Origin of the sequence: Spirillospora sp. NPDC000708, assembly GCF_040299565.1 — a bacterium.
Taxonomy (GTDB): domain Bacteria; phylum Actinomycetota; class Actinomycetes; order Streptosporangiales; family Streptosporangiaceae; genus Spirillospora.
In genome coordinates this window covers 32,175-46,188 of the sequence record NZ_JBEPCJ010000032.1, presented here as the reverse complement: position 1 = coordinate 46,188, position 14,014 = coordinate 32,175, and the positions used below count along the sequence as shown (strand labels likewise).

16 protein-coding genes are annotated in these 14,014 nt (G+C 73.9%); all 16 read right to left on the bottom strand.

Going from position 1 to position 14,014, the window contains the following annotated elements; genetic code table 11:
• Positions 1-201: 201 nt before the first annotated feature.
• The 16 genes from ABT299_RS23090 to ABT299_RS23015 all read right to left on the bottom strand — a co-directional run bounded on the left by ABT299_RS23090 (position 202) and on the right by ABT299_RS23015 (position 13,943).
• The gene (locus ABT299_RS23090; protein WP_500251957.1) at positions 202-1,581 is read right to left on the bottom strand and encodes a hypothetical protein; all 1,380 of its coding nucleotides are present in this window, start codon (positions 1,579-1,581) and stop codon (positions 202-204) included.
• 33 nt (positions 1,582-1,614) lie between these two features.
• Positions 1,615-2,412: a hypothetical protein gene (locus ABT299_RS23085; protein ID WP_190862373.1), complete on the bottom strand. Its 798-nt coding sequence runs from the start codon at positions 2,410-2,412 to the stop codon at positions 1,615-1,617.
• 114 nt (positions 2,413-2,526) lie between these two features.
• A complete protein-coding gene (locus ABT299_RS23080; RefSeq protein ID WP_387030072.1) occupies positions 2,527-3,264 on the bottom strand; it encodes a VIT1/CCC1 transporter family protein in 738 nt (245 codons plus the stop codon).
• Between the two features lie 9 nt (positions 3,265-3,273).
• Entirely contained in the window at positions 3,274-4,752 is a 1,479-nt protein-coding gene (gene lgt, locus ABT299_RS23075; RefSeq protein ID WP_500251956.1) for a prolipoprotein diacylglyceryl transferase, read from the bottom strand.
• Between the two features lie 106 nt (positions 4,753-4,858).
• A complete protein-coding gene (locus ABT299_RS23070) occupies positions 4,859-5,659 on the bottom strand; it encodes a DsbA family protein (RefSeq protein WP_500251955.1) in 801 nt (266 codons plus the stop codon).
• A 149-nt stretch (positions 5,660-5,808) separates the two neighbouring features.
• The gene (locus ABT299_RS23065) at positions 5,809-6,591 is read right to left on the bottom strand and encodes a DsbA family protein (protein ID WP_190862366.1); all 783 of its coding nucleotides are present in this window, start codon (positions 6,589-6,591) and stop codon (positions 5,809-5,811) included.
• A gap of 56 nt (positions 6,592-6,647) precedes the next feature.
• Positions 6,648-7,136, bottom strand: coding sequence for a vitamin K epoxide reductase family protein (locus ABT299_RS23060; protein WP_190862364.1), 489 nt, complete (start codon positions 7,134-7,136; stop codon positions 6,648-6,650).
• Positions 7,137-7,314: 178 nt separating this feature from the next.
• Positions 7,315-8,127, bottom strand: coding sequence for a tryptophan synthase subunit alpha (gene trpA, locus ABT299_RS23055; protein ID WP_190862362.1), 813 nt, complete (start codon positions 8,125-8,127; stop codon positions 7,315-7,317).
• Positions 8,124-9,356, bottom strand: a complete 1,233-nt coding sequence (trpB, locus tag ABT299_RS23050; protein ID WP_387030081.1) for a tryptophan synthase subunit beta — start codon at positions 9,354-9,356, stop codon at positions 8,124-8,126. The genes trpA and trpB overlap by 4 nt, the downstream gene beginning before the upstream one ends.
• A gap of 133 nt (positions 9,357-9,489) precedes the next feature.
• A complete protein-coding gene (trpC, locus tag ABT299_RS23045) occupies positions 9,490-10,296 on the bottom strand; it encodes an indole-3-glycerol phosphate synthase TrpC (protein WP_190862358.1) in 807 nt (268 codons plus the stop codon).
• A gap of 133 nt (positions 10,297-10,429) precedes the next feature.
• On the bottom strand, positions 10,430-10,885 hold the full coding sequence (locus ABT299_RS23040) for a DUF2752 domain-containing protein (RefSeq protein WP_500251954.1): 456 nt from the start codon (positions 10,883-10,885) through the stop codon (positions 10,430-10,432).
• Positions 10,886-10,919: 34 nt separating this feature from the next.
• Positions 10,920-11,579 (bottom strand): winged helix-turn-helix domain-containing protein, encoded by a 660-nt coding sequence (locus ABT299_RS23035; RefSeq protein ID WP_190862356.1) that lies wholly within the window; start codon positions 11,577-11,579, stop codon positions 10,920-10,922.
• Entirely contained in the window at positions 11,576-12,286 is a 711-nt protein-coding gene (locus ABT299_RS23030; protein ID WP_500251953.1) for a TIGR02234 family membrane protein, read from the bottom strand. Before ABT299_RS23030 ends, ABT299_RS23035 begins: the two co-directional genes overlap by 4 nt.
• On the bottom strand, positions 12,283-12,666 hold the full coding sequence (gene hisI / locus ABT299_RS23025; RefSeq protein ID WP_190862352.1) for a phosphoribosyl-AMP cyclohydrolase: 384 nt from the start codon (positions 12,664-12,666) through the stop codon (positions 12,283-12,285). The genes ABT299_RS23030 and hisI overlap by 4 nt, the downstream gene beginning before the upstream one ends.
• A 137-nt stretch (positions 12,667-12,803) precedes the next feature.
• Positions 12,804-13,010, bottom strand: coding sequence for a cold-shock protein (locus ABT299_RS23020; protein WP_018657218.1), 207 nt, complete (start codon positions 13,008-13,010; stop codon positions 12,804-12,806).
• Between the two features lie 252 nt (positions 13,011-13,262).
• Positions 13,263-13,943: a TIGR03085 family metal-binding protein gene (locus ABT299_RS23015; protein ID WP_433138075.1), complete on the bottom strand. Its 681-nt coding sequence runs from the start codon at positions 13,941-13,943 to the stop codon at positions 13,263-13,265.
• Positions 13,944-14,014: the final 71 nt, after the last annotated feature.

Here is a 14,014-nt window from a genome sequence, read left to right as displayed (position 1 = left end):
TGAGGATCATCACCGGGCGGGGAGGTTTACGGAGCGGAGAACGCAACACGGCTGAAACACGCGCGGGTATCCGGAGGATTCCCGGGCGCGGCCGGCGCGGCGCCGCGGCTCCCGCTCAGTGGGACGCCGCGGCTCGGTGGCGCGGCCGCCCAGCGGGACGCGGCGGCGCGGCGGCTCAGTGGGAGGCGGCGGCGCGGCGGCTCAGTGGGAGGCGGCGGCGGCGCGGCCCAGCACCGACGGCGCCTTCCCGCCCTCGATCAGCAGCGACAGCAGGTTGCCGTCCGACGCGTCGCCCTTGCCGTCCAGGCGCTGCGCCCACGACACCACCGCGTAGTGGCCCATCGCCAGGCCCCGCGCCATCCCGAAGCCCTGCCCGAACCGGTCCAGCGGCGCGGGCGCCGGCAGCGGCACCACGAACCCGCCGCCGAGCGTGTGGTCCAGCAGGCCGACGAACCGGTCGGCGTCCGCCGAGGACGCCAGGTTGAACACCGCGACGGCCAGCCCGTACCCGTGCCGGCTGTCGGCGTAGATGTCCCGCGCGGCCTGCGTGCAGCCGCCGCGCGCGAGGTCGGCGGCCACGGACTGCCCCCACACCGCGGCGGTGCAGTCGCCGTCGAGCTTCTTGGCCTCCATCGTGAGCCGCAGCTTCGTGCCGTCCACCGTCAGCTTCGCGGACGACGACGGGAACGCCTCCCCGCTCGTCAGCGGCTTGGCATCGGTCTTCCGGGACGCGATGCCCGCGTACGCGGAGGACGACGGCGAACTCGAGTAGGACTCGGGCGAGCTGCCGTTGCCCGCCGCCGTGCCCGCCGGCTTGCCGGGCGCGCCGCCGGCCGCGCCGTCGCCGCCCTTGCCGCCGTCGCCGCCGCCGCTCAACGCCACGGCCGCGATCAGCCCGATCACCACCAGCACGGCGAGGCCGGCGGCGGCACCGAAGTAGAGCTTCGCGCCGGGAGCGGCCTTGCCGCCCCCCGCGCCCTTGGCGCCCGCGGTGCCCTTGCCGCCCGCCGTGCCCCGGCGGCGCGGCATCCCGGTCCTGCCGGGCCTGCCGGTCCTTCCGGGCCCGCCGGGGCGCCGGGCCTTCTTGGGCCTGCCAGGTCTGGACGGGGCGTCCGGCGTCTCGTCCCGCACGGGCGCCTCGGCGCCGTGGGGGACGTCCTGGTACGCGGGATCCCCCTGGTAGGGGTCGCCCTCGGGGTAGCCCTGCTCTACGTAGGGCGGTTCCTCGTAGGACGCTTGCTGCGCATAGGCCGGATCCGTATAGGGCTGATCCGCGTAGGCCGGGTCGGCGTAGGGCTGATCCCCGTAAGGCTGATCCCCGTAAGGCTGCTCCGCGTACGGCTCGTCCGCGTAGGGCTGCTCGGCGGGCGGCTGCTCGGGAGGACCGGCGTGGCCCTGGGCTCCTCGGCGGCGGCCTCCGGAACGTTCCTGCCGGGCGCCGCCGTCGCGCGGCGAGCCGATCCGGCGGGGCCCGCCCGTCCGGCCCTGGCCCCTGCGCGGGGCGGGCTGCCGGCGGCCTGAGCGGCTCGCCGGCGCGCGCCTCGGGCGGCCGCCAGAGCGGCCGCGGTCATCGGGTTCCACGGCGGCGGGGACTACTGCGGCCCGGGGCGCACGCTACGACGCCCCGTTCCCGGCCAGGTCGAGCCGCTGGTAGAGGAAGTCCCCGGCGTTCTCGACGACCAGGCTGACGTCGATCATCTCGTTCAGCGAGTCGGGGCGCGCCCCGCCCGCGCGCTCCACCCACGTCACCATGGCGTAGTGCCCGTAGACGCTGGCGTAGGCGGCGGTGAACCCCGGCCCGAACGTCGCGACGCCCTTGGGCTGCAGCGGCGTCAGCCATCCCGCGCCGGTCGCCCGGTCGAGGTCGCGCAGCACCTGGGCGGAGCCGTCCTGGCTCGCCAGGTTCACGACCATGAACTGGCCGACGTACTTCTTGTCCGGGCTCACGTAGGCGGCGCGGACCACCTGGGAGCAGCCGTACTTGGCGAGATCGCCCTGCAGCCGCGCGCCCCAGCTCGCGCTCTTGCAGTCGGAGGTCAGGTCGGAGGCGGCGAGCGTCAGCGTGTACTTGCCCTGCTTCAGGGTCTTGGAGTCCGCCGAGAACGCCTCGCCCTCCGTGATCGGACGGCTGTCGGCGGTGCGCTGGGCGATCTTGGCGAACCCGTCGCCGCTGAAGTCGGGCGTGTAGGCGGTCGGCATCGCCTTCTCGGCGGGCTTGTCGTCGCCGCCTCCGCCGCCGAGGACGACCACGGCGACGACCGCGATCACGACGACGGCGACCACGGCGGCCGCCCCTCCGTACAGCAGCTTGGGGTTCGGAACGTTCCGGCGGGGCTTGTCCTCCGGCCAGAAGTCCTTCCCTGCGCCGTCGCGTCCGGCCGCGGGGGAACCAGTGTCACGGGCCTCGATCACGCCCCGGAGCTTAGCGGTCCGGCCGCACCCGCCGCGCCCAAAAGGGCGATTCATCCGCATTCGTTGTGCGGCCGGCGGCCCGCGGGCGCTCGCACCGCACCGGGACCGCCGGGATCACAGCCCGTTGGTGCCGATGAGCGCGCCGACGCCGTAGGTGATCGCGGCGGCCGCCGCGCCGAACAGCAGCTGGCGCGCCCCGCCGAACCACCACGCCCGCGTCGTCACCCGCGACACCAGCGCGCCGGCGGCGAACAGCCCCAGCGCCGCCACCGCGGCCGCCGGCCACAGCGTGGACGCGCCCAGCAGGTACGGCAGCACCGGCAGCAGCGCCCCGACCGCGAACGACAGGAACGACGAGCCCGCCGCCAGCAGCGGCGACGGCAGGTCCCCCGGGGACACCCCGAGCTCCTCCTTGGAGTGCACCTCCAGGGCCCCCTCGGGGTTGCGCGACAGCTGCCGCGCCACCTCCGCGGCGGTCTCCGGATCGACGCCGCGCGCCTCGAACACCCCGGCCAACTCGCGCTGCTCGGCCACCGGGTTGCGGGCCAGCTCCAGCCGCTCGATCTCGATCTCGGCGAGCGCCAGCTCCGACTGGGACGCGACGGAGATGTACTCCCCCGCCGCCATCGAGAACGCGCCCGCCGCCAGGCCCGCGAGGCCCGCCAGCAGCACGATCTTCGGATCCTGGCGGCCGCCCGCGATCCCGGCGATCAGCGCGAAGTTGGAGACCAGGCCGTCCATCGCGCCGAACACCGCGGGCCGCAGCCAGCCGCCGCTGACGTCGCGGTGCTGGTGGTGCAGTTCCGGTGTCTGGCCGGACTTCTCCCCGGTCATCTCCCCCGTACCGGACATCGTGTCGTCCTACTTCCCGTCCTTGACGGGCTCTCCCTTCCCTGCCCGCTCGGCAGCGTCGGGGGCACCGTCCGGTTCATTCTCCCTGCTCACGACGGTGGCCGCGACGCCGGGTCCCGGTTCGGGCTCCGGAGCGGAGGCCGGGTCGGGCGCGGGTTCCGGCCGGGGCTCCGCCGCCGCCTCCGGGCGCCCAGCGGGCTCCTCCGCCGCCTCGGGGGCCGGTTCCGCCTCCGAGGTCCCGGCGGCGTCCGCGGGGGCCTCCTCGGCGGGCTGCGCGTCCTCCACGGCGTCCGCGGACCGGTCCGCGTCCTCCGGCTCCGCCGCCTCGCCCTCGGCGGACGCGGGCTCGGCCTCCTCGGCCTTCTCGGGCGCGGACTCGACCTTCCCGGGCGCGGCCTTCTCGGACTCGGCCTTCTCGGGGGCGGGCTCCTCGGAGTCCTGGCCGACCGCCTCCGCGGCCGCCTCGTCCGCCTCGTCCGCCGTTCCGCCGGCCTCCTCGGCCTTCGGGTCCTCGTCCTCGGCGGCGTCCTCCGCCGGCCGGTCCTTCGCGGGCTCGTCCTTCGACGGCTCGTCCTTCGCGGGGGCGTCGCCGACCGGCGCGTCCACCGCGGCGTCACCGGCCGGTGCGGCGGCCCCCGGCGCGTTCCCCACGACGGCCTCGGGGCCGGTCTTGTTGCGCGCCAGGTACAGGTAGGCGGCGGCGCAGAGGAAGACCACGATCGAGGTGTAGTCGTTCAGCCGCAGGCCGAGGAAGTGGTGCGCGTCGTCGATGCGCAGCGCCTCGATCCAGCCGCGTCCCACCGTGTAGGCGGCGACGTACAGCGCGAACGCCCGGCCGTGGGTGAGCTTGTAGCGGCGGTCGGCCCAGATGATCAGGATCGCGACGCCGATGCACCACAGCGACTCGTACAGAAACGTCGGGTGGTAGGTGCCGATGTTCTCGTACTTAGGGTCCAGGGCGGGGCCGTCGCCGAGCGTCGGGCGGTGGCTCGGGTCGATCTTCAGGGCCCAGAAGGTGTGCAGCGGCTTGCCGTACAGCTCCTGGTTCCAGTAGTTGCCCCACCGGCCGATCGCCTGCGCGAGGACGATCCCGGGCGCGCAGGCGTCGGCGAGCGCGAGGATCGAGATGCCGCGCCGCCGGCAGCCGATGTACGCGCCGACCGCGCCGAGCGCGATGGCGCCCCAGATCCCGAGGCCGCCCTTCCAGATCTCCAGGGCCCGGACCGGGTCGCCGCCGCTGCCGAAGTACCGCTGCGCGTCCGTGACCACGTGGTAGAGGCGGCCGCCGACCAGGCCGAACGGCACCGCCCAGACGGCCACGTCGATGATCGTGCCGGGGGCGCCGCCCTTGGCCGCCCAGCGTCGCTCGCCGACCCAGACCGCGGCGACGATGCCGAGAATGATCATGATCGCGTAGGCACGGAGCGGGATGGGTCCGAGGTGCCAGACGCCCTGCGACGGGCTCGGGATGAAGGCGACCGGGTGCATGACCGTTGACGTTACCGCCTCCGGCGGCATGGGACGGAAACGTCCGCGTCACCGACAGCCGATCGCCGCGCTACGGACACCGGTACGAGACCATGCGGGGCGCGCCTCAGCCCTGCCCGGGGGCCTCCCCGGCGGACCGCGGGGTGCCGGAGCCCGCCTTGGCGATGGTCTTCTGCAGGGCGTCCGGAGAGGCGAGGGCGTCGTTGCCGAGCTGCTTGCCGTTGAGCGCGAGGTACGGGGTCGCGGTCACGCCCGCCTTGCCGGCGAAGGCGGTGGCCTGGTCGACCTGGCCGATCTTCTGGGAGCCGTTCACGCACGCGGCGAACGAGGGGTCGGTGACGCCGAGCTGCCCCGCCCACTTGATCAGGTCCGCGTTGGCGAAGCCCTTGTCGCCCTCGGGCGGCTGCTCGTCGTACAGCTTGTCGTGGTACTTCACCCAGTGGTCGGCGGGCATGCAGGCGGCGGCGTTGGCGGCGCGCCGCGAGTTGGACATCAGCGGGTCCTGCTGGAACAGCTGGAACGGCCGGTAGACGACCTTGACGCGGCCCTCGGCGGCGAGCTTCTTCATCGTGCCGCCGACGCGGGCCTCCATCGCCTTGCAGGCCGGGCACTGGAAGTCCTCGAAGACGTCCAGGACGGGCGTGGTGACGCCCGGGTTCGCCATGGCGACCGAGCCGTCCTGCTGCCGGGTCGCGGGCGCGATCGGGCCGCTGTACTTCACGGCGGACGGGCCGCCGCCCCCGTTGTTCCCCACCACGACGACGACGATGACGACCACGACGGCCGCCGCGGCCACCGCGCCCAGCACGACCACGAGCAGCCGCTTGCGCCGCTGCCGCGCCGCCGTCCGCCGCCGCTCCTCCGCGAGCCGGTCCCGCGCGGAACGCTCCCTGTCGGCCTTGCTCATCGATCCCCCAACGGCCGTGACGATGTGTTACCGAGCACGTCTGAGCGTAGTGGGGAGGGGCGTCCCGCGCGGTGAGGCCGCACGGAGGGTTCAGCTGTTCGGGCGGTGGACGGGGCGGTGGACGGCGCGATGGACGGGGTGGCGGACGGTCACTTCCCGGCCGCGCCGCCGCCGGCGGCGGTGACCGCGGCCTTCAGGCCGTCGGGGGTGAAGACGACGTTGGTGTCGAGCTTGCGCCCGTCGAGGAAGACCGTCGGCGTGCTGTCGACCCCGCGGGTCTGCAGCGCGTAGTTGGTCATCGTGTCGACCTGGGACTTCTTCTGCTCGTCCTTGACGCACTTCTCGAAGTTCGCGTCGGAGACCCCGATGTCCTTGCCCCACTTGACCAGGTCCTTCGGCGAGAAGCCCTTCGAGCCCTCGGCCGGCTGGAAGCGGAACAGCGCGTCGTGGTAGGAGATCCACTTGTCGGCGGGGACGCACAGCGCGGCCTCGGCGGAGCGCAGCGAGTTCGTCTTGACCGGGTCGGGGCTGTTGCCGAACAGGTGGAACGGCCGGTAGACGACCTTCACCTTGCCCTCGGCGGCGAGCTGCTCGACGGTCGAGCCGGTGTTCTTCTCGAACTCCTTGCAGTTCGGGCACTGGAAGTCCTCGAAGATCTCCAGTTCCGGCTTGGTGACGCCCGCCTTGGCCATCACGATCGAGCCGTCGGCCTGGCGGCTGAGGGGGGCCAGCGCGCCCTTGTGGACCTCGGCGCGGCCGTTCTTGTTCTTGTGGTCGATGACGAGGACGGTCGCCACCACGATCACCGCAACCGCGACCACCGACCCGATGACGATGGACAGCAGACGCCGCTGCTTGGCCCGCGCCGCCTGCCGCCGCCGCTCGGCGGCCAGGCGCTCTCTCGCGGACCGCTCCCGTGCGGCCTTGCTCATTGGGACTCCTAGGAATGGGGGCCGCGCGTGCTGCGTGCGGCGCGGGTCCGGCGGGACTAGTCGACCTGACCGATCCGCCGGAACTCGTCGAACAGAACGAGAACGAAGAGCAGGATAGTGATGGCGTGGACCCCGCTGCACCACAGGCAGATCTTGTGCAGCACCGCCAGCTCGACCGTCACCAGGTAGACGACGAAGAGCACGCCCACCGACACCGCCGCCAGCCGCGCCCAGCGCAGCTGCGGCCACGGCGAGCGCAGCGCCCAGGGGGTGATCAGCGCTCCGAACCCGACGAAGAACGCGAGCCCGTACAGCGGCATGGGGATGCCGAGGAGCTCGGAGTACTCGCTGGTGGTGACCGCGTGGCAGTCCACCGTGCTGGTGGCCGAGCACACCAGCGCGCCCTGGTCGTAGTGCGTGATCGTCAGGTAGACGGAGATGCCGAGCCCGGCGAGGGTCAGCAGCCAGGCGAGGGCCTGGTACCACGCGGCCGGGACGGGCGCCGCCGCCGTCGCGCGTTCCCGCGCCGTCATCTCTTGCGTCATCGTGGATCCTTCCGGGACGGCCTCCGCCGGCGAAAACACCTTACGGGAGCGGGAGGCCGTCTCAAGCATGAACCGGACGGCGGTGACGGGGAGTTCCCGGAACGAGGTAAAACGTCCGCGGAGACGGGCGGGACCCGTCTCCGCGGACGTTCTCGATGATCGTTCTCCGGAGGGCGGTTCAGCGGCCCTTGCGGACGCCCTCGGCCAGTTCCCCGGTGAGGGCGCGGACGCCGGCGAGGCCGGTGGCGAGGTCCGGGGCGTCCAGCAGCCGGCGGATGAACGCCGAGCCGACGATCACGCCGTCGGCGAAGCCGGCGACCTCGGCGGCCTGCGCGCCGTTGCCGACCCCGAGGCCGAGCCCGACCGGCAGGTCCCGGCCGGACCGGCCGATGATCTCCCGGGTGCGCTCGACGAGCCGCGGCGCGCCGGTGTCGACGGCGTTGCGGGCGCCGGTGACGCCCATCAGCGACGCCGCGTAGACGAACCCGCGGCACTGCGCGGTGATGGCCTCGATGCGCGCGTCGGTGGAGCTGAGCGCGACGAGGAACACCCGGTCGAGGCCGTGCTCGTCGGCGGCCTCGAGCCACTCGCCGCCCTCCTCGGGCGTGAGGTCGGGGGTGATCAGCCCGGCGCCGCCGGCACTGGCGAGGTCGCGGGCGAACGCGCCGACGCCGTGCCGGTCCACGGGGTTCCAGTACGTCATGACCAGCGTCGGGACGCCGGTGGCGGCGACGGCCTCGACGGTGCGGAACACGTCGGCGACGCGGACGCCCCCGACGAGGGCCCGGTGGACGGCGTCCTGGATGGTGGGGCCGTCCATCATCGGGTCGGTGTAGGGCAGCCCGATCTCGATGACGTCGCAGCCGGCGTCGACCATGGTCTTCGCGGCCTCGATCGCACCCTCGAAGGACGGGAAGCCGGCCGGCAGGTAGCCGACGAGCGCGGCGCGGTTCTCGGCTTTGGCCTTGTCGTAGGCGTCCTTGACGGTCACTGCGCCTCCCCCTCGGGCATCAGGCCGAAGAAGGACGCGGCCGTGTGCATGTCCTTGTCACCGCGGCCGGACAGGCACACCGCGATCACGGCGTCCGGGCCCAGCTCCCTGCCGACCTTGATCGCGCCGGCCAGCGCGTGCGCGGACTCGATCGCCGGGATGATGCCCTCGGTGCGGCACAGCAGCGAGAACGCCTCCATCGCCTCGGCGTCGGTGATCTCGCGGTACTCGGCGCGGCCGGAGTCGTGCAGCCAGGAGTGCTCGGGGCCGACGCCGGGGTAGTCGAGGCCGGCGGAGATCGAGTGGGTCTCGAGGGTCTGGCCGTCGTCGTCCTGCAGCAGGTAGGTGCGCATGCCGTGGATGACGCCGAGGGAGCCGCCGACGAGCGTCGCGGCGTGCTTGCCGGACGCGACGCCGTCGCCGCCCGCCTCGAACCCGTACAGCCGGACGGACTCGTCCGGGACGAAGGCGTGGAACATGCCGATGGCGTTGGAGCCGCCGCCGACGCACGCGACGACCGCGTCCGGCAGGGCGCCGGTCAGCTCGAGGCACTGCCGCCGCGCCTCCACGCCGATGATCCGCTGGAAGTCGCGGACCATCATCGGGAACGGGTGCGGGCCCATCACCGAGCCGATGCAGTAGTGCGTGTCCTCCACGCTCGCGACCCAGTCGCGGAACGCCTCGTTGCAGGCGTCCTTGAGGGTGCGGCTGCCGGTCCGCACCGGGACGACCTCGGCGCCGAGCATCCGCATCCGCGCGACGTTGAGGGCCTGCCGCTCGGTGTCGACCTCGCCCATGTAGACGGTGCAGTCGAGGCCGAGCAGGGCCGCGGCGGTGGCGGTCGCGACGCCGTGCTGGCCGGCGCCGGTCTCGGCGATCACCCGGGTCTTGCCCATCCGCCGGGTGAGCAGCGCCTGCCCGAGCACGTTGTTGATCTTGTGGGAGCCGGTGTGGTTGAGGTCCTCGCGCTTCAGCAGCACGCGGGCGCCGCCCGCGTGCTCGGCGAACCGCTTCGCCTCGGTCAGCAGGCTCGGCCGGCCGGCGTAGTTGGCGAGCAGGTCGTCCAGCTCGGCGGTGAAGGCCGGGTCCTTCTTGGCGGTCTCGAACTCGCGGGTCAGCTCGTCCAGGGCCGCCATCAGCGCCTCGGGGGCGAACCGGCCGCCGAAGCGGCCGAAGTGGCCGGTGGCGTCGGGCACGGCGGCAGCGCGCGCCGCACTGTCGATGGTCATGGGAAAACGCGTCCTGTCATGCGTAAGGGGCCTGCGTCGGACAGTCTCAGTGAGATGCGGCGAGGCCCCGCCATCGCTCGTGGAGCGGCTCTGCGGGCATGACCGTAGCGTACCGAGTTCCCGCCGGCACCGGTCAGCCGCTCTGCCGCAGCGCCGGGTGCGCGCCGGCCGCGACCAGGTCGGCGACCGCGGTCCGCGGGTCGCGGCCGATGACCAGGCTCTCCCCCACCAGCACCGCGTCCGCGCCGCTGGAGGCGTAGGCGAGCAGGTCGTGCGGGCCCCGGACGCCGGACTCGGCGATCTTCACGACGGGCTTGGGGATCGCGGGCGCGACGCGGGCGAAGACGCCCCGGTCGACCTTCAGGGTGCGCAGGTCGCGCGCGTTCACGCCGATGACCTTGGCGCCCGCGTCCACCGCGCGGGCGGCCTCCTCCTCGGTGTGCACCTCGACGAGCGGGAGCAGCCCGATCGACTCGGCCCGCTCGACCAGCGACACGAGCGCGTCCTGCTCCAGCGCGGCGACGATCAGCAGCGCCATGTCGGCGCCGTACGCGCGCGCCTCCCACAGCTGGTAGGAGGTGACGATGAAGTCCTTGCGCAGGACGGAGACGTCGACGTTGGCGCGAACGTCCGCGAGGTCCTGCAGGCTGCCGCCGAAGCGGCGCCGCTCGGTCAGCACGCTGATCACCTTCGCGCCGCCGGCCTCGTAGTCGCGGGCGAGGGCGGCGGGGTCGGCGATCGCGGCGAGCGCGCCCTTGGACGGGCTGCTGCGCTTGACCTCGGCGATGACCGACACGCCGGGCCCGCGCAGCGCGCCGAGGGCGTCGCGGGGGGCCGGGGCGGCGGCGGCCTTCTCCTTCAGCGCGCCGAGCGGCACCTCCCGCTGCCGTTCGGCGAGATCGGCCCGGACGCCGTCGATGATCTCGTCCAAGACGCTCAAGTGGTAGGCCCCCTATTTCAGGTCGATCCGTGCACCGATCGTAGCCGCCCCCGCCGACGGTCCTCGCACCCGGGAGGGGTCCGGGACGTCCGAGGCGCGCGGCGGTCCCGCGGTCCGCGGCGCCGCCCGCGGGTCAGGGCGCCAGGGCGTGCGCGAACGGCAGGTTCCGCACGATCCAGTAGACGGCCACGACGCCGACGAAGGAGTACACCGCGACCGGCCGGAACAGCGCCGACCACATCGGCCGGCCCCGGACGCTCAGCACCGTCCAGCGGACGTACAGGTAGCCGAGGACGGGCAGCAGCAGGAACAGCAGCGGGTTGAACCCGAACGCGGCGCCGACGTGCCCGTGCGCGAGCGCGTTGACGAGCCGCATCGCGCCGCAGCCCGGGCAGTAGTAGCCGGTCATGGCGAGGAACGGGCACGTGGGGTAGTGGCCGGGCTGGTTCGGGTCGACGACCGCGACCAGCGCCGTCGCCGCGGCGGCCCCGGCCAGGACGATCCCGTGCGGCATCAGCGCCCGCACCGGGCTCTTGCGCTCGCCTCCACCGGCCGGGTGGGGATGCGCGTGGACGGCGGGACGGCTCACGCCCCCACCATAAGGCCGCCCCGCTGGAAGTCCGCTATGCGTCGAGCACGTATCCCACGCCGCGGACGGTGCGGATGGGGTTGTCGTGGCCGAGCTTGGCGCGGAGCTGGGCGACGTGGACGTCGACGGTCCGGCTGCCCGCGCCGGCGCCGGGGCCCCAGGCGGCGTCGAGGAGCTGCTCGCGGGTGAAGACGCGGCCGGGGTTGGCCATGAGGAACGCGAGGAGGTCGAACTCGGTGACGGTGAGCGCGACGCGGTGGTCGCTCACGGCGGCGGTGCGGCGGTCGGGGTCGAGGGCGACGGGCCCGGCGCGCAGCGGCCCGGGGGCGGGCAGGGGGCCGCGGCGGCGCAGCGCGTCGGCGACGGCGGCGACCAGCACGCGGGGCCCGAAGGGGCGCTCCACGCGGTGCTCGCCGAGGTGGCGGGCGATCGCCGGGTCGAGGGGGCCGGTGACGGCGACGACGGGCGCGGGGAGGGCCGCCTCGGCGACGCGGCGGTACAGGTCGGCGGGCAGCGCGCTGGCGGACAGGTCGAGGACGACGACGTCGGGGCGGGCGCGTTCGGCGGCGGCGGGCGCGCGGCTCGGGTCGGCCTCGATCCGCACCTCGTAGCCTTCGCGGGCCAGGTAGCGGCGCTGGAGTTCGGCGACGGCGGGATCGTGCTCGGCGACCAGGACCAGGCCGTCGGCGGTCACGGCCGGCCGTTCCGGGGGGCGGCGGGGTCACCGGCCTTCCGGGCGTCCGGTCCCCCGGCCGCCGGGCTCCCGGGCTCCTCCTCGGACGGCTCCCGGGCCGCGTCGCGGGCGGTCGGGTCCTCGCCGCGGTCGAGCGACTTCCATAGCGCGGACGGGTCCTGCTCGGGGGCGCCGGACGCGGCGTCCTTCCGGGGGGCGGCGGGGCGGGACGCGGGGGCGCCGTCCCGTTCGTAGCGGGCGGACATGCCCGGCCAGCGGGCGCCGCGGGCCGCCGCGACCATGCCGCCGGCGACGAGGAGGACGCCGCCGGTGACCGACGCCATCCACCACAGGTTCACGTCCAGCGCGGGGTGCGCGCCGATCTTCAGCAGGGCGCTCCTGTCGCCGGCGACCGACAGCACGTGGGCGCGCTGGACGGCGGCGGCGGAGCCGTAGACGACGCCGGCGCCGAACAGGGCGATGAGGACGCCGACGCCGGACCGGACGCGGCCGCGGGTGGCGAACAGGGCGGCGAGCCCGGCGAGGCCTGCCCAGGCGAGCGCGGTCGCGGTGCCGCCGAGGTCGTGGCCGGTCAGGTGCTGGGAGAACGGCGTGATGGCGTCCTCGGCCTTGACGGTGGCCCAGGGGCGGCCGCCGGCGAGCAGGGCCAGGCCCGCCCCGGCGGCGCACAGCAGCGCGGTGAGGCCGCGCTCACGCCCGGGGGTCATGAGCGCGCGTCAGGGCGTTCCCCGACCACGGCGTCGAGCACGTCGGCGTCCCAGCAGGTGCGGTCGCCGGTGTGGCAGGCCGCGCCGACCTGGTCCACCTTGACCAGGATCGCGTCGGCGTCGCAGTCGAGCGCGACGGACTTGACCCACTGCTGGTGGCCGGAGGTCTCGCCCTTCACCCAGTACTCCCGGCGGCTGCGCGACCAGTAGGTGCAGCGGCCGGTGGTGAGGGTGCGGTGCAGGGCCTCGTCGTCCATCCAGCCGAGCATGAGCACCTCGCCGGTGTCGTACTGCTGCGCGATCGCGGGCACCAGGCCGTTGGCGTCGCGCTTCAGCCTCTCGGCGATCTTGGGGTCCAGATTGGACGAGGGAACGGACATGACGTCCATTGTGCCGGGTGGTTCCCGGTACCCGCGACGGACCCGGCGGCGCCGGGCGCGGCCCCCGCGCCGCGGGACACGAAAGGGCCCGCCCTCCCCTGCCGGGGAGACCGGGCCCAGACGTACGACTGCGGGTCTTACAGGGGGACGACCTGGTCGGCCTGGGGACCCCGGTTACCCTGCGTCACCTCGAACTGGACGCGCTGGTTCTCGTCCAGCGTGCGGTACCCGGAGGACTGGATCGCCGAGTAGTGCACGAAGACGTCCGGCCCGCCGCCGTCCACGGCGATGAAGCCGAAGCCCTTCTCGGCGTTGAACCACTTCACGGTGCCCTGCTGGGGCATGTCTTTCTCCTTGCGGCAAAACACGGGCCCACACCTCGCGGGCCCGGCGCGGTCGCTGCGGAACGCTCTCGCCCCCGGTACGGTCCCGGAAAAGCCAAAACGCCCGCTGCCATCAGTCCGCGGGCGTCTGGACAAACGATCGAGAACCACGACTGCAACCGACCGCACCACCGTATCACCGGTTCCGCGTAAAACGCAGGAGCGGGAAGGCTTGCGTTTCGCCTCTCAGCGAACCCTGCCGTTACCTGCCCGTTAAAGACTCCAACCGGTCTCGGTCAGGGTCTTGACAGAGTCCGTGGGCCCGGTGAGGCGGACCTTCGCGACGTCGGTACGGCCGAGCGCCCACAGGACCAACTCCCCTACGGGCCCGTGGACCCGCACGGGGCCCGAGCCGCCGCCGCCCCCACTCCGGCCCCGTCCGCGGGCTCCGCCGGAGACCCGGACGCTCCTCCCGTCGGGCCGCACCAGCGTTACCTCGACGTGAACTTTTCTTAGGACAAAGCGGGCAATTTTTATCCGTCTCCAGAGAAGTTCCTCGAGTTCACCGGACAGGTCCCTGGGCTCCCAGTCCGGCCCGGCCCGGCGGATGTCCTCATGGTGAACAAAGAACTCGACACCGTTGGCAGTTTTGTCCACGCCCGGAACCGCGTACGGCGAGAACTTCGGCGGACCCTGCCGAAACCGTTCCACCAGGCGGTCGAACGGGACGGCCCGCGCGGTGCGGCGCCGGACGCGCTCGGTGTAGAAGGCCAGCGGCGGCAGCAGTATTCCGGGCGCGGCGTCCGGCCGCCCCTCCCGGACGACCAGGTGCGCGGCCAGGTCGCGGGCGTCCCAGCCGCCGCACCTGGTGGGCGCGTCGGCGCCCGCCTCGGCCAGGGCGCCGGCCAGCAGGCCGCGCTCGCGCCGGACGGGGTCGTCCTCGGGCGTGCTCATCGGATGATCGTAGGCCGCGGGAGCCGGGTCGGGAATAAGCGTCAGGGCCGCATGGTAGGGACTAGTCAGGC